The organism is Psychrobacter immobilis (genome assembly GCF_904846185.1).
GTDB lineage: Bacteria > Pseudomonadota > Gammaproteobacteria > Pseudomonadales > Moraxellaceae > Psychrobacter > Psychrobacter immobilis_B.
This window is the reverse complement of record NZ_CAJGZQ010000003.1, coordinates 1-24,553: the sequence shown is the minus strand read 5'-3', so window position 1 is coordinate 24,553 and position 24,553 is coordinate 1. Positions and strand designations below refer to the sequence as shown.

General features: G+C 42.6%; 27 protein-coding genes. 14 read left to right on the top strand and 13 right to left on the bottom strand.

Annotated features, from left to right (window positions below):
• Positions 1–140 precede the first annotated feature (140 nt).
• The 6 genes from tsaB to JMW94_RS02005 all read left to right on the top strand — a co-directional run bounded on the left by tsaB (position 141) and on the right by JMW94_RS02005 (position 4,798).
• Positions 141–824 carry a tRNA (adenosine(37)-N6)-threonylcarbamoyltransferase complex dimerization subunit type 1 TsaB gene (gene tsaB / locus JMW94_RS02030; RefSeq protein ID WP_201600828.1) on the top strand — a complete coding sequence of 228 codons (684 nt, stop codon included), beginning with the start codon at positions 141–143 and terminating at the stop codon, positions 822–824.
• A 96-nt stretch (positions 825–920) separates the two neighbouring features.
• On the top strand, positions 921–1,763 hold the full coding sequence (locus JMW94_RS02025; RefSeq protein WP_201600427.1) for an undecaprenyl-diphosphate phosphatase: 843 nt from the start codon (positions 921–923) through the stop codon (positions 1,761–1,763).
• 47 nt (positions 1,764–1,810) lie between these two features.
• A complete protein-coding gene (locus JMW94_RS02020; RefSeq protein ID WP_227685383.1) occupies positions 1,811–2,731 on the top strand; it encodes a class I SAM-dependent methyltransferase in 921 nt (306 codons plus the stop codon).
• A 132-nt stretch (positions 2,732–2,863) separates the two neighbouring features.
• The gene (locus tag JMW94_RS02015; protein ID WP_201600423.1) at positions 2,864–3,106 is read left to right on the top strand and encodes a hypothetical protein; all 243 of its coding nucleotides are present in this window, start codon (positions 2,864–2,866) and stop codon (positions 3,104–3,106) included.
• A gap of 107 nt (positions 3,107–3,213) precedes the next feature.
• Positions 3,214–4,131 (top strand): 4-hydroxybenzoate octaprenyltransferase, encoded by a 918-nt coding sequence (gene ubiA, locus JMW94_RS02010; RefSeq protein ID WP_201600421.1) that lies wholly within the window; start codon positions 3,214–3,216, stop codon positions 4,129–4,131.
• Positions 4,124–4,798 (top strand): DUF4112 domain-containing protein, encoded by a 675-nt coding sequence (locus tag JMW94_RS02005; protein ID WP_227685382.1) that lies wholly within the window; start codon positions 4,124–4,126, stop codon positions 4,796–4,798. Before ubiA ends, JMW94_RS02005 begins: the two co-directional genes overlap by 8 nt.
• Before the next feature lie 117 nt (positions 4,799–4,915).
• Here the strand turns inward: JMW94_RS02005 and JMW94_RS02000 are convergent, their stop codons facing one another.
• Positions 4,916–5,539: a hypothetical protein gene (locus JMW94_RS02000; protein WP_227685381.1), complete on the bottom strand. Its 624-nt coding sequence runs from the start codon at positions 5,537–5,539 to the stop codon at positions 4,916–4,918.
• Positions 5,540–5,673: 134 nt separating this feature from the next.
• Positions 5,674–6,306: a hypothetical protein gene (locus JMW94_RS01995; RefSeq protein WP_201600415.1), complete on the bottom strand. Its 633-nt coding sequence runs from the start codon at positions 6,304–6,306 to the stop codon at positions 5,674–5,676.
• Positions 6,307–6,501: 195 nt separating this feature from the next.
• On the opposite strand from JMW94_RS01995, the gene yiaA reads away from it, so the two are divergent.
• Positions 6,502–7,059 carry an inner membrane protein YiaA gene (gene yiaA, locus JMW94_RS01990; RefSeq protein ID WP_201600412.1) on the top strand — a complete coding sequence of 186 codons (558 nt, stop codon included), beginning with the start codon at positions 6,502–6,504 and terminating at the stop codon, positions 7,057–7,059.
• A gap of 17 nt (positions 7,060–7,076) precedes the next feature.
• Here yiaA and mnmD read toward each other — a convergent pair whose 3' ends face one another.
• The 4 genes from mnmD to ispZ all read right to left on the bottom strand — a co-directional run bounded on the left by mnmD (position 7,077) and on the right by ispZ (position 10,758).
• On the bottom strand, positions 7,077–9,215 hold the full coding sequence (gene mnmD / locus JMW94_RS01985; protein WP_227685379.1) for a tRNA (5-methylaminomethyl-2-thiouridine)(34)-methyltransferase MnmD: 2,139 nt from the start codon (positions 9,213–9,215) through the stop codon (positions 7,077–7,079).
• Positions 9,216–9,271: 56 nt separating this feature from the next.
• Positions 9,272–9,646 (bottom strand): hypothetical protein, encoded by a 375-nt coding sequence (locus JMW94_RS01980; RefSeq protein WP_227685378.1) that lies wholly within the window; start codon positions 9,644–9,646, stop codon positions 9,272–9,274.
• Between the two features lie 62 nt (positions 9,647–9,708).
• A complete protein-coding gene (locus tag JMW94_RS01975) occupies positions 9,709–10,038 on the bottom strand; it encodes a YciI family protein (protein WP_045444270.1) in 330 nt (109 codons plus the stop codon).
• Positions 10,039–10,206: 168 nt separating this feature from the next.
• A complete protein-coding gene (gene ispZ / locus JMW94_RS01970; protein ID WP_045444273.1) occupies positions 10,207–10,758 on the bottom strand; it encodes a septation protein IspZ in 552 nt (183 codons plus the stop codon).
• 221 nt (positions 10,759–10,979) lie between these two features.
• Between ispZ and JMW94_RS01965 the strand changes: the two genes are divergently transcribed.
• The gene (locus JMW94_RS01965) at positions 10,980–11,861 is read left to right on the top strand and encodes a PHP domain-containing protein (protein WP_201581953.1); all 882 of its coding nucleotides are present in this window, start codon (positions 10,980–10,982) and stop codon (positions 11,859–11,861) included.
• A gap of 361 nt (positions 11,862–12,222) precedes the next feature.
• A complete protein-coding gene (locus JMW94_RS01960; protein WP_201600403.1) occupies positions 12,223–13,680 on the top strand; it encodes a sensor domain-containing diguanylate cyclase in 1,458 nt (485 codons plus the stop codon).
• Between the two features lie 32 nt (positions 13,681–13,712).
• Here JMW94_RS01960 and truD read toward each other — a convergent pair whose 3' ends face one another.
• Positions 13,713–14,882, bottom strand: a complete 1,170-nt coding sequence (gene truD, locus JMW94_RS01955) for a tRNA pseudouridine(13) synthase TruD (RefSeq protein WP_227685390.1) — start codon at positions 14,880–14,882, stop codon at positions 13,713–13,715.
• A 384-nt stretch (positions 14,883–15,266) separates the two neighbouring features.
• On the opposite strand from truD, the gene JMW94_RS01950 reads away from it, so the two are divergent.
• Positions 15,267–16,919 (top strand): FAD-dependent oxidoreductase, encoded by a 1,653-nt coding sequence (locus JMW94_RS01950; protein ID WP_201600397.1) that lies wholly within the window; start codon positions 15,267–15,269, stop codon positions 16,917–16,919.
• Positions 16,920–17,009: 90 nt separating this feature from the next.
• Positions 17,010–17,633, top strand: coding sequence for a GNAT family N-acetyltransferase (locus tag JMW94_RS01945; protein WP_201600383.1), 624 nt, complete (start codon positions 17,010–17,012; stop codon positions 17,631–17,633).
• A gap of 30 nt (positions 17,634–17,663) precedes the next feature.
• On the opposite strand, the gene JMW94_RS01940 is transcribed toward JMW94_RS01945, so the two are convergent.
• The gene (locus JMW94_RS01940; protein WP_227676031.1) at positions 17,664–17,825 is read right to left on the bottom strand and encodes a hypothetical protein; all 162 of its coding nucleotides are present in this window, start codon (positions 17,823–17,825) and stop codon (positions 17,664–17,666) included.
• A gap of 247 nt (positions 17,826–18,072) precedes the next feature.
• Here JMW94_RS01940 and JMW94_RS01935 point away from each other — a divergent pair, with 247 nt between their 5' ends.
• Positions 18,073–18,441, top strand: coding sequence for a hypothetical protein (locus JMW94_RS01935; protein WP_045454206.1), 369 nt, complete (start codon positions 18,073–18,075; stop codon positions 18,439–18,441).
• An 84-nt stretch (positions 18,442–18,525) separates the two neighbouring features.
• On the top strand, positions 18,526–18,987 hold the full coding sequence (locus tag JMW94_RS01930; protein WP_201600380.1) for a DUF2846 domain-containing protein: 462 nt from the start codon (positions 18,526–18,528) through the stop codon (positions 18,985–18,987).
• A gap of 79 nt (positions 18,988–19,066) precedes the next feature.
• Here the strand turns inward: JMW94_RS01930 and gorA are convergent, their stop codons facing one another.
• From gorA to JMW94_RS01915, 3 genes are all read right to left on the bottom strand, one after another.
• Positions 19,067–20,422: a glutathione-disulfide reductase gene (gene gorA / locus JMW94_RS01925; RefSeq protein WP_201600377.1), complete on the bottom strand. Its 1,356-nt coding sequence runs from the start codon at positions 20,420–20,422 to the stop codon at positions 19,067–19,069.
• Between the two features lie 231 nt (positions 20,423–20,653).
• Entirely contained in the window at positions 20,654–21,106 is a 453-nt protein-coding gene (locus tag JMW94_RS01920) for a threonine/serine exporter family protein (protein ID WP_201600374.1), read from the bottom strand.
• A 1-nt stretch (position 21,107) separates the two neighbouring features.
• Entirely contained in the window at positions 21,108–21,896 is a 789-nt protein-coding gene (locus tag JMW94_RS01915) for a threonine/serine ThrE exporter family protein (RefSeq protein ID WP_201600370.1), read from the bottom strand.
• Positions 21,897–22,418: 522 nt separating this feature from the next.
• Here JMW94_RS01915 and JMW94_RS01910 point away from each other — a divergent pair.
• A complete protein-coding gene (locus JMW94_RS01910; protein WP_201600367.1) occupies positions 22,419–23,273 on the top strand; it encodes a M48 family metallopeptidase in 855 nt (284 codons plus the stop codon).
• A 153-nt stretch (positions 23,274–23,426) separates the two neighbouring features.
• Here JMW94_RS01910 and JMW94_RS15085 read toward each other — a convergent pair whose 3' ends face one another.
• Positions 23,427–23,879 carry an NINE protein gene (locus JMW94_RS15085; RefSeq protein ID WP_227685377.1) on the bottom strand — a complete coding sequence of 151 codons (453 nt, stop codon included), beginning with the start codon at positions 23,877–23,879 and terminating at the stop codon, positions 23,427–23,429.
• A gap of 86 nt (positions 23,880–23,965) precedes the next feature.
• Positions 23,966–24,334 carry a double zinc ribbon domain-containing protein gene (locus tag JMW94_RS01900; protein WP_201600365.1) on the bottom strand — a complete coding sequence of 123 codons (369 nt, stop codon included), beginning with the start codon at positions 24,332–24,334 and terminating at the stop codon, positions 23,966–23,968.
• Between the last annotated feature and the right edge of the window lie 219 nt (positions 24,335–24,553).

Below are 24,553 nucleotides of genomic sequence, written 5' to 3'. Positions count from 1 at the left end.
TTGGGTTTTTTTATGTCTGTCATGTTCCCATAAATATTGATGGATTAAGTATGAAAATTTAGAAATTAATAAAATTTGCCTATCCTAAATGCTATGATAGGCGCTGTTTTATAATGCTAAGTGAATAGGCGGAGGTGATGATGTTTTTAGCAATGGATACCGTGTTTGATCAGTGTTCGATCGCGATTTTAGATGCCAGTGGTCAAGTGCTATCGAGTCATACGGAGACGGGTAAACGCCAGCAAACCCAGCAAATTCTACCGATGATTGACGCCGCTTTGTCCGAGGCTAAGCTCAACCTTGCTGATTTACAAGCCTTGATATTTAACCGTGGTCCTGGTGCCTTTAGTGGCATACGGATTAATACGGCAGTAGTACAAGCATTGTCTGTCGCCCATGATATTCCTTGTGTCGGAGTCTCAAGCCTACAAGCGATTGCGCAAGCGGCGTATCAGAAATATGGCGTGACCGAAGTGTATAGCGCCCTTGATGCGCGTATGCAGCAAGTTTATTTTGGGCAATATGTGCTAATAGACAACCTTATGCAGGCGGTTAATCAAGAAAATGGCAAAGATACCGAGCAGTTGCTCGATTATGATAGCCAGACCGTGCTTAATATTCCCATTGCTGGCAATGGTGCGCCGTTATTAACATTACATGACGGTCAGATCATTCAGGCAGATATTCACCCTGATGCTACTGTGATAGGGCAGCTTGGTATGGCTCAATTTATGGCGACAGGCGGTACAGAAGCCTCGCAAGCGTTACCAAAGTATCTTCGCAATCAAGCGTGGAAAACGCTAAAAGAGCAAGGTAAGGCGTAACCATCATATTAATGCCAGCCATTATCAGCGCTATATAAAATATAAAAATACTCTAAAACACTATTAGCCAATAGATCCATATTTAGGAAAGCCATCGTGGATATCATTTTATTAATTCAAGCTATTATCATGGGTATCGTTGAAGGTATCACTGAATTTTTACCCATCTCTAGCACTGGCTACTTGATTTTATCAGCGGATTTGCTGGGCTTTTGGACCAAAGAAAAAGTCGATTTATTTGTGGTAGTGGTGCAGCTTGGCGCTATCTTAGCGGTCATTTATGATTACTGGGACAGACTATGGCAAGCGCTTATGGGTCTGCTGACAGGCAAAGCTGAAGGCATGAGTAATCCAAGACAGCTTGGACTTAGCTTGATTGTGGCGACTATTCCGGTGATGATCGTTGGTTTTACCTTCGCCGATGAGATTAAATCATATTTATTTAATCCTATCGTCGTGGCAATTATGCTGATTATCGGTGGCTTATTGATATTCTATGTAGAAAATCGCCCTAAAACGATTATTGCGCAAGAAGCAGAAGACGTCAATCTAAAAACCGCGTTGATGATTGGTCTGCTGCAATGTCTGGCATTGATACCGGGAACATCACGCTCAGGCGCGACAATTATCGGCGCGCTATGGCTCGGCGTCTCACGCAAAGCTTCCGCTGAATTTTCTTTCTTTTTGGGTATTCCAGTCATCGTGGGCGCGGCATTATTAGATTTGCTGAAGCATCATGACGTATTGACCAATAGCGAGGATTGGCTGGTATTAGGTATAGGTACGGTGGTGTCATTTATCGTCGCCTTACTCTGTATCCGTTTGCTAGTAGAATGGGTCAGTCGTCGTGATTTTAAAATCTTTGCGTGGTTACGCATTATTACTGGCATCATTGTATTAATAGCGGCTTGGGGTTTTGGTTATCAAATGGCAGGCTAGAGCCGATTGTAGGATTGGGTCTATAAGCCGCGAATAGGAAAGTAGAGATGACTGCTTCACGCCAAGGGTTCAAAGAGAGTAGTAACATTATGCACTGCCAACTTTTCTACGTGAATGAGTCACAGTACACGCAGGTTGAAAGCCTGCAAACACTGATTGCTATACATAAACTGCCCATTATTTTACACCTTGAGCTGTTTACCGATAAGCTTAGTCAAAAACGTCGCCAGCAGTTAAGCCAGACAGCTACCCAACCTATATTGTTGTTGGATGAAAAAAATAAGCTATCATGGCTGAGCGATGGGTTAAGCGTTGCACCAGAATGGGATAAGCTGCAACGCCGTGTGGTGAGCGCGGGGCGTAAGTCTGAGTTATTATTACAAGCAGTCAAAATCACATCTGACAGTCAGGTTATCGATGCTACAGCAGGCTTTGGTCATGACAGTTTGATATTAGCCAGTACGGGCGCACAGGTCATTATGCTCGAGCAGCAGCCCTTGATGGCATTGTTATTGTTAGTAGAGCAGCAGCGTATGAGTGGGCTAGCAAATTGGCAAAAGCTGATGCACCGTCTGCATATTATCAATACCGATGCGCTTGGCTATTTTGCAACTCTAGCAGCGGATGCGATAGATGACACTAAAGAAATCGATATGAAAGCAGTCGATGTGGTGTATCTGGATCCTATGTTTCCGGAAGACAGTTATCAAGATAGCAAAACGGGTAAAGGCGCTAAAGTGGGCAAGCACATGCAAGCCTTACACCAATTGGCTAGCCCACCAACGCTAGAACAAGAAGAACAGTTGCTACAAAGTGCGCAAGCAGTCATCCGTCAAAAGGTACAGAACACAAACATACAGGGGCGCGTGGTCGTTAAGCGTCCGCAATTTGCGCCGTTACTTGCGCATCAACAACCAAGTGAGAGCTGGCATAACGAAGCCGTACGCTTTGATGGTTATTTTGTTTAATAGCCGTTTCTCATCATAATAAATGCGCCTAGCTGTTGAACTAAGTTATTTGACTCAGTTATTGAGCTTAGAGCGCGCAGTTAGCAACTTCATATTTGTAAAATTTAGAGTGATTGGATTTAGGAGCAGGGAATGTCGACGCTAATTATTTGGATCATGGGTGCAGGATTATTATTAATAAACATTATTTTGCGCACCCGAATATTAAGGCTAGAAGCTCGTTTAAAAGAATTGAGTCGCCCTGAAGATTACTTGAGATTCTTGCGGCAGCAAGCCGCACAAAAAGACAAAATCCCTGCCATTAAAGCTTTACGTAAACAATATCCTGAGCTGTCGCTCATCGAAGCAAATAAACTGTGGCAGCAAATTCAGTAGCTCGCCAATGTATTAATAATTCAATGTAATAGCACTTCATATAAGAGCTGCCGAAAAAGTAGGCAAACATGCACAAAAAAACCTTCTATTAATGATAATAAAAAGCCATGACATTTAACGACAAACTACAAGCTTACCTGCAGCTGACGCGCTTTGATAAACCAGTAGGTATTGAGCTATTATTATGGCCAACGCTATGGGGCGTAATGCTGGCGGCGATGGGTCAAGCGCAACAGCAAGGTTCAAGTGCAGGTCTACCAAGTCTTAAGATGTTGGTGATTTTTGCGCTGGGCGCAATTTTTATGCGGGCGGCAGGTTGCGCGATCAATGATTTTGCCGATCGTAAGGTCGATGGTCATGTGACCCGCACCAAAGGACGTCCATTAGCTGATGGGCGTCTGTCTGCTAAAGAAGCAATCGCTGCTTTTTTAGTATTGGTATTACTCAGCGCCAGTTTGCTGTTCTTTTTGCCGATAGCCGTATTTTACTGGTCGCTTGGCGCAGTGTTATTGGCATTCATTTATCCATTTATGAAGCGTTTTACCCATTTGCCGCAAGTATTTTTAGCAGCGGCGTTTGGTTGGGCGATACCGATGGCGTATGTGGCGATACAAGGTGCGCCTGATATTTGGTGTTGGCTATTATTTGTCGCTTATATGTGTTGGACCGTGGCTTATGATACCCAATATGCTATGGCTGACCGTGAAGATGATTTAAAAATTGGGGTCAAATCAACGGCCATATTATTTGGTCGTTATGATGTGATTATTATCTCGCTGCTACAAACATTGTTTTTGCTTATTATGGGCGCGGTCATTTGGCATTACTTTGCACCGACAAGCTTAGGCCTGACGCCAGTATTTGGCTTGGCGTTAGTGGCGATGATGTTTGCTAAGCAAAATAGCGCTTGTGCTACTCGTAATGCAAGAGCCTGTTTTCAGGCGTTTTTAGCCAATATATGGGTAGGGCGTTACGTCTTTGCTCTCATTGCAATCGCTTGTCTATGGACGACTTTTAATGGATAATTTCAAAAAGCTCTCAAAGTCAAAAGCGAAAAAATCTTCTGATGCCAATGCACCTGTCATCGATTATCAAGCAAAGTTAGCTGAGCACGGATTAACACGCGAACAAGTGATCGCCACCGAGCGTAAATTGGCTAAGTTTGCTAATACGATGGATTCGCTGGTACGTGTGCCTTTTACCAAACAAGGCATGGGTGCAGATGCGGCGCTTTCGACGATTCCGCTGGCAGGAGATTTAGCGGGACTGGCTTTAACCAGCTATGCTTTTGTATTAGGGCGTCAGTTGGGAGTGCCAGCGCATAAAATGACGCCTGCGGTCAGACTGGCACTCATTGATATGGTCGTTGGTATCGTACCGGGTATTGGCACGTTGCTCGATATTTTTATTCGCCCCAGTCGTAAGACTTTAGGCATCGTGCATGAGCATCTGCACGATGAATATGGTATTACTGAAACGATGCACATGGATCGGCCGTTTTTGCATCAATCGCTAGAAGACAAACAGCGTAGCCGTTTTGGCGCTTTTTGGCACAATCCTATCATTGCATGGCTGTATTTGCACATTCCCGATCTGTTGGGATTGATCGTTATTGTAGTGGTTGGTTGGGGACTGTGGGCAGTAATCAGTTGGCTGGTCAGTCTGTTTGGCAACGTAACTGGATTTGGATAGAGAAAAGTTAATAGCATTAAAAAGGCGGCAAATATCATAAATATTTGTCGCCTTTTTAATGCTCAAGAGATTTCTGTTCGTAATGTTTAAAGGTGCTAAGCTGTATTTTTTAATCAATTACTCAGTGATGAGCTCTGCTTCGGCACTGACTGCATCAAAGCTAGTAATTTTGTTATTTTGGACAAGGTCGATAGTACCACCACCAGCATGACTGACCAGTTGGATACTGCCATCGGTTGATCGATAAGTTGGGTTATTGCCTTGACCTTCAGGTGCACTTAGTGTCATTTTTGGTTTATTAGGTAGGCTAATGATAGCGTTGAGTACGCCTGCTGCTGAGGTTTCAAAAACGACCGAGAGTGATTCACCAGCCGCATTTTTATAACGGACATCAGTAATTTGCGCACCTTTAAAGGCTTGTTCTGGATTTGGTGTTATGGCAGTATTGTTTGCTACCGAGTCTGTTGCACTAAGGTCATTTTCTAGCTCAGTTAAGCTTACATCTTGTTCTGAGCTTACTTCAGAATTTGCGATATCATCACCATTATCAGCGGTCGTATCAACATTAATATTGCTAGTCACGGGTGTGGTTTGTACCGCCGCTTCAGAGATTGTTTCGTTATCTGTCTCAGGCTCTGGTGTTTTTTGGCAAGCACTCAATAGTGAGAGACTTAAAAAAATAGCAGAAATTGCCTGAAAATAGGGCTTTGATTTTGCAATTGTAAGAGCATCGATTTTCATGATAATACGGCTATCCATTGGCAGAGTTTTTGTTTAAATATAGTGAACGACGTAGACTTATTTATCCCTCACAGTCAAATATGACCGTCATTTGCTATTACTATCAATTTCTTGCTTACTATTTACAGGCATTATTATTTCAGTTTTAGATTGTCGGCTGCCATACCGCTTTCTTTATACACGTCATCTAAGTATCGACGGCTGGCAAGTAGCTTGTCTACAACGCCACTTTGGCTTTGGATATTGAGCTTTTGAGAAAAGTCTAAAATCGAGTTTAATTGATCTAATACCATGTCATAGCTGGTATTTTGTTTGTCGGTATCAATAATGACTGTTTTGGCATAATGTTTATCGAGGCTAAGGTAGTCGCCAATCAATTCTGGAACACGTGTGGTGATGAGTTTATTGAGAGTAAATAGCTGTGATTCAGTGATTTCTTCATGATGGGTAGACTCATATTGTTGTCCAATATCATCCATCACAGATCGAAACGCCTTAGGTACTTGCTCGTCATAAAGTAGCTTGATAAAAGGATGTCGAGCTGAAAAATTAATCATGCTGAGCCCGTTAGCTCGCTCATGATTTACCTCGTTGTTTACCGCCATATCTGCTTTAGACTGGGTAGCGACAAGATTCGCAGAAGCCAAGTATTCTTGATGCCGCTGTATAGAAGCAATCTGTGTGTGCTTAGACTTTTCTTTCATCACAAAAAATATGGGCACAATAACAATTAGGCTAAGCAAAATGAGTAAGGTAAAAAAAGACATGTCGGGACTCTGTCATAAAAAATGCTATTTATTAAAAAAAAGTTTTTAGATTACAATATAACATGCTTGTGTTATGTTAAGGCAAAATAGCGGTCGATAAAAGTTGTATCTGGCTACTGTTTATCTCGCTATTATGTATCTTATCACTATATCTTTTACGACTAAGTGCTTGCCTATTTCTAATTAAGGAAGATGATGAATAATGACACGATTACTAAGAGTCAGCTAGCCGCTTATAAACCAACTACTGCTTATGTCGGGACTTCTTGGGCGGTGATGTTGGTGGGTGTCCTAGCGTATTTACTTGGCTTATGGAATGCACAGAGTATGTTATTAAATGAAAAAGGCTATTATATAGCGGTGCTGGCGCTAGGTCTTTATTCAGCAATTAGTTTGCAAAAAACCCTTCGTGATCGTAGTGAAGGTATTCCAACAACCAATATGTATTATCTAATCAGCTGGGCGGCTCTTGGATTATCCATTGTGCTAATCGCTATTGGTTTGATGAATGCGGGAAGTTTAAGCTTAAGTGAAAAGGGCTTTTATATGATGGCATTTACCATGAGTTTATTTGCTGCAGTGACCATTCAAAAAAACACCCGTGACGAAGCACAGATTCGCACTTTAACTGCACCAATGATTACGACTGACACTCAAAGTAGTACTAAAATTGGTCATCAAGAGTCCCGCGACTCTGACACTGGAAAATCACTTTTTGGTGCGGTTAAATCTAGAATGGAAGGCAGTGATTAAACCTTTGACTAAACATTTCAAGTAAGCGGTGTTTGTAAACGCGTACGATTTGGCGACAGGCGCGCAAGCATCGCTGTTGATAAGGGGGCAAATGCTCCTAACATCATATCTGTTAATGCTTCAGCACATATTGGTGCGATGGCATACCCTTTAGCACCCATGGCACTCATCACCCAAGTTCGTTTGCTGTCTGCTAACGCTCCAACGATGGGGTGATAATCAGGCGTTTGCGTGCGAATCCCCGCCCGTCCTTGCCACAAACTAATATCTGTTGGAATAATCGAGTCCATCTCAGGAATGGCAGTCACTAGTTTGTCGCGGCTAATCTGATGCTCTTCTGTGCGGATATCTATGTCGGTATCATTACGTATAAAGCTTGCGCCTAATAAAAACTGAGATTGCTGTTCTACAACATCGTTCAATTGTGCATCGCCTGTTTGCACGGTAAATAACGCACAGTAACCGCTGTATTTAAGCGGTATTTTGGGCAATATGGTGAGCTGCTCGGTTGTGGGCGTAAACCAAGAAAGCTGACCACGAATTTTACGACAATCAAAAATACGCTTGTCCAGTTGATGACTCTCAAAAGCTGCACAAATGACCACATTATCAGCGCTAATGGATATCGTCTGCTTATCCTGATTATTGCCTGCGATACAAACACTTTCTTTTGTTTCGCTAATACTCTTAACGTCTACTTGCTGAAAGTGGATGAGCGGATGCATTAGGATAGTATCTTTTAATGCTTGTGGATTGACCAAGCCAGACTGTGGTAAATATAAATTCTCTGATAAATCCTGTGTTTTTAACCCGCTGACAGTTTGCGCCTGCTCATGGGATAGTGTGGTGGCCATCTCATCGGGATAATCAGCGATTTGCTCTGTGCCAATATTGGCTTTCATAAGCAGATCAAGAGCGCCCGTTGGTTCAAGTATTGGCACTAATGCTGATTTTTCAGCGTCTACATTTAAGCATCGATATAGCCTGCTGCTATAGAGATAGCCTATGGTATGCAAATGTTCATCGACATGATGAATGGGCGTCATCTTGGGAGCGAGCAGAGCACGAGGGTTGCCTGATGCGCCCGCCAAAGGTGCTGATTTATCTAGCAAGGTGACTTGAATACCACGATTGGCCAATGACCAAGCCGTTAATAGCCCTGAAACGCCAGCGCCAATGACAATGCTATGGGCGGGCAGGTTGTCAGTGGGTTTGGCAGATTGGCTATCGTTGTCGGGCGCAGCGGTGCTAGCATTATTGTAAGAGGTTATGTTTTTACTATTGTTGCCATTATTATTGTCAGTTAAGTTTATGGTATCCAACATGATCGCCGTTAGCATTTCGTTCTTACGACCAAAGCCTTTCACTTTTTTGATCTGAAAGCCACAATCTTGCAGCGCACGTTTGACGATACCGGCACAGCTATAGGTGGCGGCAGTTGTATTGGGGCGTGATAAACGCTGCATTTGTGCAAAAATACTATCCGCCCACAAGGTACTATTGCAAGAGGGCGCAAAACCATCTAAAAACCAAGCGTCAACATAAGGTACATGCGAGCTAGAAGAGTTACTTGATAGTTTGGCTAAGCTCTCAGCTGCGTCACCCAACCATATATCAACGGTCAAATTATCATCAAAGAAACTCAAACGATGACAGCCCGCGATAAGAGGCGGATAGGCCGCTAATAATAGCTCAATCAGTGTTGTCAATTCAGGCGCGCGCTGTCCCCATAAGGCAAGTATTTGGGTAAGGTCGGTAAGGGGTATCGGGAACTTTTCAGTGGTAATAAAATGCAGTTTTGCAGTTGCTAATTGAGGGTGTATATCCCGCAGCTGTCGCCATAGCTGCCATGTAGCGAGAAAATTCAGTCCAGTACCAAAGCCCAATTCAGCAATCGTAAAGCATTGCTTTGGTGCAAGATTGGTCAGTCGTTCAGGTAGTTGATTGTGCACCAAAAACACATGACGCGATTCCGCTAAACCATCAGCATTTGAGAAGTAAACATCACCAAACTCACCCGATACCGGCACTTTATTACCCGTATCATCCATCTGCCAATCAATCTTGGCAGGGGTGATATTTGATGAGTGAATGCTTAGTGACTGAGTGTTTTTGGAGGGTGTCGACGGTGTATCAGTATCTTTTGATTCGAACATGGATTTAGACATAGACAGTCACATAAGATAAATCAATAAAAAGCGCGTGGTACTAGTTACCAGCGTTCACGGCGGACAAACACCAACCAAGAAATGAAAATACCGACCAGTAAGCTAATTAAGACAGTAAATGCACCGTATAAAAAAAGCTGACCTTTGCTCTCGTAGACCAAAACATTCACTTGAGTTTGCAAGTCATTCAACTCGCGCTGCAACTGTGCATTACGGCTTAATAGCTGCTGATTGGCATCGGATAACGCCTTATCAGATGGTTGTAATTGCGCCGCCAATGTATCGCTGATATTCATCACTGAGTTTTTTGTTGGTTGAGCGGTCGATATTGGTTGAGCTGGCACGGGTGTCGTGAGTGTTGGATCAGCCACATCGATAGTTGTCACCGTCGGCGCAGACTGTGCTGAAACAGTAGCCATAAAAATCATACTAACAATGCTACGCTGATAAGAGCGACTTTTTAACAAAGATAGGCACTGAATCACGATTTTGCTACTTTAACTGATGCGCTGTCATCCGCTTTTGGCAATGTATGGATAAAGGGTTTGATATCTACGTGACTGTACACGCCATCACGTAAGTAAGGCTCATCGTTTGCCCATGCTTGCGCTGCTTCTGCAGAGTCAAAGTCAGCAATAATTAAGCTGCCTGACATCTCACCTTTGCCATGCTCGATGGGTGTTGGACCAGCGATAATCAGTCGATTGTCATGATCTAAAGCTTGCAAGCGTTCGACATGTTCAGCACGGGTAATCTGACGTTGTGCGCTGCTATTGGCCACGTCATGACCAATAATGGCAAATAAGGACATGAGACTTCCTTGATTAATAAAAATTATGATTAATTTAAAGTGTTTTGCTTAATGCGCCCGAGCTAATTGCGATTAATGATTGTCGCTATTGGCATTTAGAAATAGTATTGGCTTTATTATAAAATGATAGAAAATGATAGAAAATGATAGAAAATGATAAATTGAGTATTATTTGACGGTTTTATCCGTGAGCGCAGGGTTGAGGTGCTTTTTTAATACGGCAAACTGGGCGATGACGAACACCAACATAATCGGAATCCAGCCATAAGTTTTAAAGTTAATCCATGCCTCATCTGACATCGTAAACGCTGTGATATAATGCAGTATGCCCATAAAGGCGAAGAATAGTGCCCAAGCGAGAGTGAGTTTTTTCCAACCACTCATCGTTAGCAAAAAAACATCTTTCATCGCCAGTTGCATCAGTGGCTTATTAATCGCAGCACTCACCAGAAGTGTTAGTGCAAAGATACCGTTGATAATGGGTGACTTCCAACGAAGATAGATATCATCACGCAATAATAAAGTACCACCACAAAACAAAATGGTTAATAGTAAGACAACCCATTGCTGTTTATCAAACGTGCCTTTTTGGCGAATAAAATGAATGGCATAAACAATGATAGTGGCGATGAGCAACGCACCTGCCCCCGCTAGGATACCACTGTAGCGAGCAGCAATAAAAAAGGCAATTAAAGGAATAAAGTCTAATAAAGCTTTCATAGCAAAGGGGATGTCCGACAAAAACGTATGGGGTAGTTTACACGTCTACTGCGCCAAAAAAAAGCAATCAACACGATAATCATGCGATATCACAGGCCTGCGTAGCAATATCTGATGATTATGACTCATAATCATGACAACTGCCAAATATAACGGCTTATTGCCAATGTGCTCATTTTTTATTTTCTACACTTTTAATTTTTAATGCTAAGGCTTCTCTTATGAAATTCGATTTACATTGTCACAGCACTTGCTCTGATGGTACTTATGCACCAACGGAAGTAGTGCAGCGCGCCCATGCGGCCGGCGTCAATGTATTGGCATTGACTGATCACGATACGCTGGCAGGAATTGATGAGGCGCGTGCGGCTGCCATTGCCTGCGATATGCAGCTGATTAATGGGGTTGAGATAAGCTGTGAGCACACACTTATTGGTGGTTATGGCAAAAATAAATCAACCAATAAAATCATCCATGTGCTGGGGCTAGATTTTACCGATCGCGAAAAAATGCATGCAACGCTGCAGCAATTACAGGATAGCCGTGCCACGCGTGGTCAGCGAATCACTGAAAAGCTCAGCGCGCTATTGGATATTAACTATGATGAGCTGTGGCAAGCCGTACTTGATAAAGCTGGCGGCAATCCACAAGCGGTCGGGCGTGCGCATATTGGTCAAGTATTGTTTGAGCGCGGTGAAGTCAAGACAGTACAAAAAGCCTTTGATAAGTATTTGGCAGATAATAAGCCTGCTTATGTGGCGATTGATGCACTGAGCATGGCTGACGGCATTGAGCTGATCCATGCTTGTGGTGGCAAGGCGGTGTTGGCGCATCCCACGCGCTATCAGCTTTCAGCAACACGAGTCCGTAAACTGATTGAAGAGTTTGCTGGTCTTGGTGGCGATGCTTGTGAGCTGCCGTCGAATAGCGAACCGGTTAGTACTCGCAGAATGGTTGATCGCAGTATCGCTGCCCACAATCTTGTCGCCTCGATCGGTAGTGACTTTCATGGTAGCAATATGCCGTGGCGTCGTTTGGGTGATGTACCGACAATGAACCCTGATCAGCAGGGAGTTTGGCAGTCTTTTGCAATGTTTTCTTAGCCAAAAATTCATTGCTGAGTACAGTTTTAAATGTTGACTAAGCTCAAACATCAATTGACAGGTTATCCAAAAAACATACGTCATATATTGACGCATGAAGGCACTAAATAGATTGATAACTGCGACAGAAATTGCCACACTAGATGAGTGGGATTCATTTTTACAAATGAAATTGTCGGGGTTAACTCCTATTTAGTTGACAAAATGTAGTACCGACACTCGCATTCTTATCTACTTAAGTTTTGGGAATGATATAAGGTAAAAAGTCATATCATTTATTATTGTTGATTCAGGCTTTTGATTTTTATTTAATGGTTTTAATGTCGACTTAATAACTTTCAATATTTGCGGTAGCCCTACTATGGCTGTATCGATATCTCATCTAGGCTACACCAAGCTATCTCAAGCAATTTTTGAGTGGCAAGCTGCTGATAAAACGTCATTACTGGCTTTATTTATGGTGATGGAGGTATCTTTACACTGGCTATGGTGCTTATTTGTTTGGTGGCGCCGTGATGTTTATGATACCTATGTTGATATAGCCCTGCTTTATCCACTATGGTTCGGCGTGACACTGGTAGCTTTGTTTTTATTATGGATGACCAGTCGTTTTTCACCTGTCAAAAAAGCCAATAGCAATTTGTATAAGTGGCAAGGCATATTAATTACGGTCTATAGTGCTTATATTGCAATGGTTATTTTAGTTTTAGGACATAGTAGCTTGGTCGCAGGCGTCTCTTTAGTCGGCGGTGCGATATTGGGGATGATGCTTATACGTCGGCGCTATGTATGGAGAGCATTTTTAGGGCACGCAGCCGTCATTCTGGCAGTCACATTTATTCCTTATCTTGGCGTTACTTTGCCCAATCTGCGTCAAATGACGCTCACAGTCATTCCTCTTGATACCTATTATAGTTATATCAATTATAGTGAAATTACGACAATCGAAAACGCCATCTCTGCCTCTATTTTTCAAAATGGCACACTAAACTGGGACAGTGTTGATCAATTGCGCCGATCTTCCGCTTTTTTTTGGCGTTCTACACATATTTATATGGCGCTACCAAAAGCTATTTTTATTATCTATATGTTTCGTACTTTGTTGCTAATATTAGATGACAGTAAAAAGGAAATTCTGCAGCATGCCAATCAAGATGAGCTAACTCAACTCAAAAGTCGCCGTTACGGGATGATGCAAATGAAGCAGGTGCTGAAGTCAGTAGAAGACCATCAAGATATCAGCGTTATTTTATTGGATTTGGATTGGTTTAAAGAGGTCAATGACAGTTACGGTCATGAGATCGGGGATCGAGTATTGGTAGAGGTCGCACAGACGCTCTTGCAGTCTTTAACTGATGAAACAATCGTGAGTCGCTATGGCGGTGAGGAGTTTTTGATTGTATTGCCAGATACAAAGCACGACACAGCTATGATAATTGCTGAACAATTACGGCGTGTTATCGCTAAACACGTCATCATTCTCGATGACGATACAGCCTTTAGTGTGACTGCCAGCTTGGGGCTATATACACTGACCCATGGCGAGCGTAATTGTATAAAACAAGCCTGCGAAACTCTGAATAAAAAGGATGCCTCGCAGTCGCTTGCTAAATCGCAGAGAATCCCCTCGTATAGTAGCAAACGCGTGAATCGTAAAATTCCCGCAGTGCAGCTACCTCATGATATTTGCCAGCGCTTAATTTGTATGGCAGATAAGGCTTTGTATGAAGCCAAAGGCCGTGGCCGTGATCAAGTGGTGAGTGCCAACGAGATGTTGGCAGCAAAAAATAATAATATTGAGGCGCTCTATGGCACATAGCTAACTGCCATAGTCGAAGGGTCGCATGCGCTTTAGTGTATTAATTGTTTTACTAAGCTTGCCAAGACACTGGTGGCAAAGCTACCTGTCGTTAACGTAAATTTGAGCACCAATGTCTGTTTATTATCTTTATCCTGCCATTCCCAAGACAGCGCTTCAATAGGTAGGCGCAGCGCGCGTCGCTGTGCTTTTACATCGCGCTGCTCTAAGCCATTGGCTAAGCGCGCCAGTAGCGGATTTTGCTGAATCACATTTTTCTCAGTACTTGCCGCCATGCCGCTGACTTTATCATTATCCTTGCCCCATAATGCAGCAGTGGGATGGATGTCACCCGTCTCAAGGCGTGAACGCAACGTGTCGTCTATGGCTTCGCTAGTAAATATTGATCCTGAACCCTCTAAGTTAAACACTTCGCCTGCCAGCCCAGTACTCCAGCTGCCATCACGCACTCGTACTGCCAATACCTCATTGAAAATTAAGCTACGTGCGGCAGACAGCTCCATTGTATTCTGCTCACGTGGCGCGTGCTTGCGTTTGCTCTTTTTGGGTTGTGCTCGACTTTGCTGTAGTGGGCGCGCAAACAGCGATAATGCTTCTCTAATATTATTGCCATTTCGTCCAAAACGCTGAGGGCCAAAATAATTTGGCACGCCATTTATAGCGATGCTTGCTAAATGCTGTTCGACATCTTGCTTCGCCGACAATAATTGCTCAGGTGCTGGCAATGCTGTATCAAAATCAGCAAATTGGATATCACGCAAGGTAATAATGAATTGATTGGCGCGATGCGTGCCGCGATTGAGCTTTTTGTTGTGCCATTGCTGGTCGAGGATAGTGACCGATTCATTGGCTCCGATATCGACTGGTGCAAACTCAGCCGCTGGCAGCTGTTTTTTTGGAATTCGCAAGCTGAACCACTGGGTTGTCAATGCATGGCGATCCTTAAGACCTGAATAACCAACATCACGCAGAGGAATCTCTGCCCACTCTGACAGCAGTTTGGCAAGATAAGCGGTATTCATCCCTGATTTTTGGATATGCAGCCATAAATGCTCACCTTCACCGGTGAATTCGAGCGGCAATAGCTCATTAACGATAAAGTCTGTTGCGTGGGCTTTATAGGTTGCTTGCTGCACAGGTGGTTGAAGAGGCTGCGGTAACTGGGCAGTATCCGTCGCTGCGGTAATATCGATACTTGCCATATCAAACTGCTCATTATTAAACGACCCATTAGCAGGTAACTCGTTATCAGGTTGAGTACTTTCAAGAGCGGATTGAGGGCTAGCATTAATATCGGTCATGTCATCACGAGAAGTCATAAAGTCGTCTTTTATGTTGAGGATAAAATTTAAAAAGAATAGGTAAGCATAGGGATTAACAGTTAACGATTACGTTTTGCAACGCAGGAAACATATAAAAAAATAGCGTGTGCGAAAGTGTCTTGCTACTATCAATGGATAGCGTTTTAAAAAAACATTTAAATAAACGTATCGGGAATAGTATTTTTCGTTGAAACTGGCCGATGCGATAGGGTTATTTTCAACACGTTTGATTCAGGGAATCATTATAACTGTTAAGGAAGACTTATGACCAATACAACGATTGACACAGTGACTATTAATAAGGCCGATATTGCCAGTGGCGGCATGAAATCTTACAAGCAAGATGATGATAGTATCATTTTAATCACCCGCGACGACGATGAGTTTCAGGCGTTCGATGGCAAATGCCCGCACGCAGGCGCAGATTTAGGCACAGGATTACGTTGTGGCAATCGCGTGGTCTGTCCTTGGCATCATGCGACTTTTGATAGCCGTGATGGGACGCTATTAGAGCCAGTCGCGACAGCAGGCTTGACTCAATATGAAGTGACCGATAACGGCGACAGCTTAACGGTGAATACCTCAGCGAAGATAGACAAAAAGATTGCAAATGATAAGCTTATCGAGACGCATACTCTCATCGTGGGCGGCGGCGCAGCAGGTTTTATGACAGCGCATCAGCTGCGTAACACTGGCTATGGCGGCAAAATCACCTTGATTAGTGCTGATGATAAAGCCCCTTATAACCGTCCATTATTGTCCAAAGCATTTTTAGCGGGCAATATGCCTGAAGAGAAGCTTCTACTAGGCGGTGCAGATTGGGCGAGCAAACATGATATTAAGTTGCGCTTAAATCAAACCGTCAGCGAAGTATTGCCCAATGAACGTACCATTATCATTAAAGATAAAAATGGTTGTAGTGACAGACAAACTGCTGATTTTTTAGTGGTTGCAACAGGCGCTGAGCCAAAGATACCGCCTTTTAAAGGGGCTGAGCTTGATGGCGTTTATACGCTGCGTAGTATGGATGATGCCAAATTGATAAAAGCGGCCAGTCATGACCAGCGTGTGGTTATTATCGGTACTGGTTTTATCGGTATGGAGGTCGCTTCCGCATTGGCACAAGCAGGCACGACGGCTTCTATTACGGTCATCGGACAAGAGCATCGGGTAATGGGAAATATCGTCTCAGAAACCGTCAGTAATGCGCTGATCAAGCTGCATGAAGAAAATGGCATTCAGTTTGTCTTTGATGCCACGGTCAATGAAATCGCTGAGGTCAAAAGGGTTGTTAATCTGTCTGAGAGTGAAGAAGAAAACCAAGCCTTTTCGCAAGTTGGCGGTATTAAATTAGCAAATGGTGAGCAAGTTGATGCAGACATCGTGATTTTAGGGACTGGCGTAGCACCACGTATAGAACTGTTCGAAGAAGTAAATGCGCCAGATGGCGTGCAAGTGGATGAGCATTTACAGCTGCGTGATGGGGTCTATGCATTGGGTGATATTGCGAAAGCTTCTGGACAAATGGGGCGCATGCGCATCGAACATTGGCGCGTGGCCTTGCAACATGGCTTAGTGACTGCGGCTGCGATATTGAATGATGATAATGTTGACTCGCTCGCCGCGCGCATCCCGTTCTTTTGGACGATGCAATATGGCAAGAGCTTACGCTATAGTGGTCATGCTGCGACACCCGATCATAATATCTTGTTTGGTTCACCAGATACGTTAGATTATATCGAATACTACTTTGATGATGATGGGGAAGACACACGTGCTAGTGCGGCTAGCACTTTAGGGCGTGATAAAGAATTGGTTGCCTTTTCTGAACTGCTCCGCCGTGGTCATGCGCCAACGCGTGCACAGCTTCAGGCAGGATTTAATATTATCGACCAAGCACTGGCGTTATCGCCCTAGTACTCAAGATGGATACATATTACTATTAAGGCTGACCTATCGATTTGGGTCAGTTTTTTTAATACAAACAAGGAAAGGAAAAATTATAATATGAATAAAAAACATCTAGATGAAAATAACTTGGAGAGAGAGTCCGTGTTTTTGCGACAAGCGCAAGCCGATGATATTAGTGCACTTGAGCAATTATTAAATCGCTGTTATCGCGAGACATCAGGCTGGACCAATGAGGCGGATTTAATTGGTGGTATTCGAACCACGTCAGCCGAGCTCGCTGCCGTGATTAATGACCCTAATCACTATTACTTTGTCTATCCAAAAACGACAACGGGCGACCGTGATGGAGAGGAAACGGGTGAGATACTCGGTTGTATCGCTGTCGATATCAAAACCGATGCTGACTCAAATAACAAAGCCTACATCGGTATGTTTGCGGTAGATCCAGAGCTGCAGGGGCATGGCGTTGGCAATGTGATTTTGCAAGCGGCAGAAACCTTTGCTACTCGTCATCTACAATCAGATGAGCAAGCAGCAGATAGAAAAACTGCACGTTTGACCATGTCTATCTTGAGTCATCGTCCTGAGCTGTTGGCTTACTATCAGCGCCGAGGTTATGAGCTAAATGGTAATAAAATGCCATTTCCAAATGACGGCAATAATGGTGAGCCAAAGCGTGAAGATTTAGAATTATTGGAGTTAGAAAAAATGGTTCATTAAAGAATATTGAATGTTTAAAGGCTGATTTTATTAACCCCAAAAATGACCAAAGGTCATAAATAGCCCAACACTTAGTAATATAAATGCCACGATGATTAAGCGCTTGAACCAGTTAAAAGCGGGCAAGCGCGTGGCATTGTCATCAGACATCAGATAAGCAAACAAAAATAACAAACTTGCTGCCAAGGTCATAATTCCCAGACCAATCGGTAATATAAAAAAGTACACCTGCCACACAGTTATCTCGCAACGGTTTTGAATACCACATCATAGCAGTATCGTGAATGTACTGTCAGTATGCCCCGCACGTTAATTCCTTCATCTCATTAGATTATTAAAGCTATTCATCATAAATATAAACTTGTATTCTAAAATTAAGTTGGGTATTTAGAAGTAATTCTGTATAGTGAAGTAACATTATAGATACATTGAGATTGAGATGACTAATCTGAAAAAATTGGCAGTCATAGCATTACTAACACCGCTATTTGTCGCATGCTCTAATGCACCTTCTGAAAGCACAGTTGAAGCGTTAATCGAGGCACAATACGAGCAAGCCAATAGTATGATGGACGATGCGATGGCGAACGCAGGCAATGATGAGATGGCAAAGGCGATGAGCGGCATGATGGAGGGTATGATGCCAAAGCTTGAACGCGTCGAAAATATCAACTGTGACACTGTCGAGGGCGACAATACTTATATGTGCACCGCTGATATCACTCAGACAATCGCGGGGGAGAGCCGCACTAACAAGACCAATTTCAAGGTTTATCAAGTGAACGATGAATGGGTATTAGGTAATTAAAGCAGAGCTATGTTTTTTAAAGTTACTCATAACAAAATTATCAGAAATTTCAAGTCACATTTACTTTATTCTTAGAGAAATAAAATGCTAAAAAAAATCGCTTTTCTAACGATTACATCAATACTATTTGCCGGTTGTGCTTCTGTACCCACTGAAAATATCGAAGTATCTAGCGTACTCAAGCAAGTGAAAGCACCTAGTGCCAACAATGCTGGTCTATATATTTATCGTAGCAATAGTGTGGTGGGTGGAGCTCTAAAGAAAGATGTGTGGGTAGATGATGAATGTATTGGTGAAACTGCACGAGGCACTTTTTTCTATCATGAAGTACTAGGAAATATGCCGCACAAAGTTTCTACCGAATCTGAATTTTCTCCTAACGATTTAATGATTGAGACTACAGCGGGTAATAACTACTTTGTAAAACAATATATTAAGCCAGGTTTAATTGTCGGTGGTGCGGGTGTTAAACTGGTACCTGAAAGTGAAGGCAGGGAAGCAATCGCTGACCTCAAACTCGGCATAAAAGGGACTTGTAGCAAGTAGTGCAAGTCATTATCTATAAAGAAAGGCTACCTCATTAAGGGTAGCCTTTCTACTAATTTAGCCCAGTCTTTCTATCAAACTAGCGCATTGTCACAAACTCTTCTGAGCCAGTTGGATGAATGGCAACTGTATTGTCAAAGTCCGCTTTAGTCGCGCCCATTTTGATCGCGACGGCAAAGCCCTGAATCATCTCATCGACACCAAAGCCAAGACCGTGTAGACCAATAACTTTTTCCTCATCGCCTAAGCATACCATCTTCATCATACACTTCTGACGATGCTGGGTCACCGCGCTATACATCGAGGTAAAGGTCGATTTATAACATTTGATATTTTCTTTGCCATAGCGCTCAACCGCGTCGATTTCAGACAAGCCAATCGTACCAATAGCAGGATGGGTAAAGATAACCGTCGGTATCAACGTATAGTCCAAATGCTCATTAGGCTTGTTGTTAAACAAGCGCTCTGAAAGACGACGACCTGCTGCAATCGCCACGGGTGTTAAATCCACACTGTTTTCGATAATATCGCCGACCGCATAGATGTTCTTAACATTGGTATTTTGGAACTTATCGACTTTGATTTTGCCAATTTCGTTCGTTTCTACACCCGTCACTTGCAGGTTGATATTGTCTGTCGATGGCGCACGACCAATCGCCCAAATCAAACAATCTGTCGTGTCTAAGCTGCCATTTTCGGTACACAAAGTCAGACTGCCATCTTCGTTTTTATTGACTTCCGTGAGCGTAGTATTGGTATGCAATTGAATACCGTCTTGCTCCATCTCTATTAGCAACGCCTCTACTACACTGTGGTCAAATGAGCGCAGCGGCGAGTGCTGGCGTACATATAAATGCACCTCAGCGCCCAAACTGTTCAACACGCCTGCGATTTCAACAGCGATATATCCAGCTCCCACAATTGCCACGCGTTTTGGCAAATGATTCAACGCAAAAAAGCCGTCAGAATCGATACCGTATTCTGCGCCCTTGATATCTGGCTGAATCGGGTGACCGCCGGTGGCAATCAAAATATGGTCAGCGGTAATCAGCTCACCATTTACTTCTACCGTATTGGTATCGACAAATTTGGCAAAGCCTTTGATCACTTCTACGCCATTTTTGGCCAAGTTATTGTCATAAGAGCGATGAATATTTTCGATATATTGTTGACGGCTCTGCACCAGTTTTTGAAAGTCAAAACCTTTAACATCCACATCAAAGCCATAGTCTGGTGCATATTTATGAATAGCCTCGGCAATTTGCGCGCCGTACCACATCACTTTCTTAGGTACACAGCCCAAATTCACACAAGTGCCGCCCAACTGGTTGGCTTCGATAATGGCGCATTTTTTGCCATAGCTCGCCGCACGGTTGATGGAAGCAATGCCACCGCTACCGCCGCCAATGGCGATATAGTCATAATGTTTTGTCATGGTTAAGTCTCTTTATTCAGGAAGTATTGATGCGTATTGGTGCAATTTTGCCGTCTATTATTTTTTAATTCTGTTGTTTTGAACTCTATTGTGATGGGTATCATTATTAATCTTACAAGGTTTTGCTTATAAGGATATGCCAGCTAGCATCAGAATATAAAAGCATTTAGGCAAAAATAGCCTGACATCTAATCATCCTATCTAAACCCAACTGGACTCATCTAAACTTACTTAAACAATGGCACGTCGTCTATAAAATAACAGTCCCGGAATAGATAAGCCAAGCACCAATCCTGAGGTGACAAATAAAGCTTCGAACAAGTACACCATCATTTGGCTAAATAACTCGTCTGAAAAGCCAAAATAACCAATCTGTACCATACTAACCATCGCCTTATAAGCGGCGATACCAGGCATCATACAAATGACACTAGGCGAGATAAGTGCTTTGGGCGGTAGGGTATACTTTTTAGAAAAGTAGACACCCAAAAAGCTAGCAAGCATCGCCCCAAAAAAGCTGGCAACCACGAGATGTACATGCTGATAAACGAGAGCAGTCTTTAATCCGAAGCCAAAAGCAGTCATCAGCAAACAAGGCAAAATATAGCGTTTGGGTACGCTGAACATGAGCGTCCAACCAAGGGTAATAATACATGAAAGCATCACAGTTTCAATGAACCACATCTCAAAACCCCCAATGCTGTATGCGTAGTAAAACCAGCGCCATCACGATACCAACGCACGCGGATAGGGTGAGCATATAGGTAAACACCGCACGCCCAACGCCAATATTTACATAGCCTTTTAAGATATCTGAGAAAGAATTGATCAAAGGAAAGCTGGGCACCAGTAGCAACACGCTAGAGGCAACTGCAATATCGGCATTATTACCAATATCAAAATAGTAGGTCGTCGCTCCAATTAAAGAAGCAATAAAAGCGGTCACAATGACGGTGATAAAAGGATTAAAGTGATGCTTGGACAGATAAATACGGGTGAACATCGCTACCATACCCGCAATAAATGTCACGGCGGTAATCGACCAACTGCCACCATTCAGATACGCAAACGCTGCGCAAGACGCACCAACAAATATGCCCACCAGCCACGTTGGGTATACGGTCTTATCCAACTCATCAAAGGCAAGGGTCGTGCGGTCAATCAAATCGATACTGTCTACGGTGGCTTCAGTTTTATTGATAATTTGCTGGATTTGTACCAATAAATTGACATTGATGCTTTGATTAATCGTGTCTCTGGTGGTGGTGATACAGCGCTCGTCACAGATAGTCGTCAGGGTGATGGCGTTAAAGTTCAACGAACATTCGACGCTGTTCATCCCCAAAGCAAGCCCTAAACGTTTAGATAAGTCCACGACTACGGCAGACTCAGCGCCATACTGCATAAGGAGTAATCCGCAGCGCACGCATAATCGAGTAATGCGCTGCTGCTTTACGTAGCTGATAGAGGTCATGGGTGAGATACGCAGGTTGGTATGGATACGCTATTATAAAGGGTCTGGGTGCTGACGCGCAGACATTATCGGACATTATGTTTGATGCTACGATAAATTATAAACTTTTTTGGCAAAGAGAAAATAGAACGTACGGTAGATGCGCGGGTGATCAATGTGATACAAGCGTTTATTTAGTGGGATCTATTGCAGGATGCTCTCCGAGCGGTAACTCTAATTAAAAGAATAAAGTTGTAGGATTCAAATGGAGGTTCGCTAGGGCTTGTGATATCAAACAAATAATAGATTACAAAATTAATAGACTTTTGTTTTCTATAGTGATAATCTCTTTCTCGATAATTTAGACACATTACTTACATTATAATTACATATTGATTGAATTTTAGTTACTTTATCAATCATATGTGCTCTCAATTAATGTGTGGCAAGACATGAATTTCGATCGTGGAATGTTAAGTCTATCAATTCATTGCCTTTAGCTCAGTTGTTTAACTCAATTGCATCTCTCAATCAGGACGTCTAATGACCACTTTTAATAACATAAAAAATGCGCTATTGCTGACTACTATTACTACTTTAGCAGGGTGTACTACGGTCGCCGATATGGCGGGATACGATACGGCTACATTAAATACCGATGCGGCTAAAAGTTACTCTCAAGTAGTCTCTAAAGCCAGTAGTCAAGGCGCGATAGATAATACTTCTGCTACCGCCATTCGAGTTAAAAACGTCTTTAATCGTATGAAGCCCTACGCCGTTCGCGCTAATACAACAGGCGTTCCTTTTGATTGGCAGGTCACGGTTATACGTTCACCTGAATTAAACGCTTGGGCAATGCCGGGTGGTAAGATGGCTTTTTATACCGGTATTGTAGAAAAATTACAGTTAACAGATGCAGAGATCGCTGCGATCATGGGACACGAAATGACCCATGCGCTATCTGAGCACAGTAAAAAAGATGCTGGGCAAAAAATTCTGACAGGCTTAGCGCTGCAGTTAGGTGGTGCCGAACTACAGTCAAGAACAGGGTTAAGTGATGATGCGTTGGGTTTGATTAGTGACTACGGACTTGATAAGCCATTTTCTCGTAGTCAGGAGTCACAAGCCGATGCGGGTGGTCTACGCTTGATGGCGCAGGCAGGCTACAATCCAGAAGCTGCCGTTGCAGTATGGCAAAAAATGGAGGCTGCCAATGGTCGTAGCAACACCATAGCTACTTTAATGTCTACGCATCCAAACTCTGGGCAGCGTATCGCTAAAATTCAGGCACTGTTACCTGAGGTTACGCCAGTTTATCAAGCGGCGGCTAAAGCACCTGCTAACGCAACTAGTGGGGCAACGACTGGAGTAACGACTAGAACCATTAAACGTAAATAATTCAGTAAATGCTATCAAATCAGTAAATACTAACAAAAAAGGTAAGTCAAACGACTTGCCTTTTTTTTGCGAAGAAATATCGAAAAGTGGTTGGTTTGGACTTTATCTGACGTCTGGATATTGGGTGTTGTACATCCAGCTAGCATACGCTGGCTAACCAAAACGTCTATTGAACTCAGACTCATTCATAAATAATAGTATGATTACTTCGAAAAGAGAAATTACTGCTGGTATAAATGTCCAACAGAACAATAGATATAAGATACCCCAAAAGACCTGATTTAAATAAAATTTATGTATCCCAAAACCTCCTAAGAATAAAGCTAACAATATTGCAACACCTTTACTTTTTCTACTACTGTTTAGTCGTACGATAGTAGTAGAATTTTGAGTCGGCAAAGGAGGTGGGACAGTTTTAAACGGTACAGGTTTAGCAATAGGAAAGCCACAATTAGTACAAGAAGCGCTTTGATTACTAATAGACTCAGAGCATTCAGGGCATTTAATTAAAAACTTCATTTTAGAAGTTGGGAGCCCACAGTTAGTACAAGAGACGCTTTGGTCGCTAATTTTGTGTGTGCATTCAGGACAATCAATAATGGCCATATATTTTCCGCTTCTTACAATTTTTTAGTTATAGTTTTAATATCAATTGTTACTTATGCTGTGTTTTCTTCAATTTGAGAATAGACCTAAAAACTTTGTAAAATATAGTGAATCTCTTCTTTAGCTAGAAAGTAAATGATAATGCAGCTAATGATAAACATATTTGTATGATTGAAAAATCCGTAATCGTCAGGTTCCCCAACTTCTTTGAGCTCCTTAAGAAGTTTAAGCTCTTTAAGTTCCTCAGATGAAGGTTGAATATTTTTGAACGGTGCAGGTTTAGCAATAGGAAAGCCGCAATTATTACAAGAGGCACTTTGATTACTAATCGACTCAGAGCATTCAGGACATTTAATTAAAAAATTCATTTTAGAAGTTGGGAATCCACAATTAGTACAAGACACGCTTTGGTCGCTAATTTTATGTGTGCATTCAGGACAATTAATAATTGCCATATTTATTCCTGTATTTAGCTAACAGATGGCTTATTCTCATAGTCAAAATTGACTATGTTTGTTCTGTCTAATTCCCTTTTAGGCTCATTTTGATATAGTCAGTCTTTTATAAATAAGATACAATACTTTTAAAATAAGCGACACGGCAGAAGAATACATGACCTATTCAGCAGACTTTCGAGCGCAAGTGATCAAAAGTGTCCAAAACAAAGACATGAG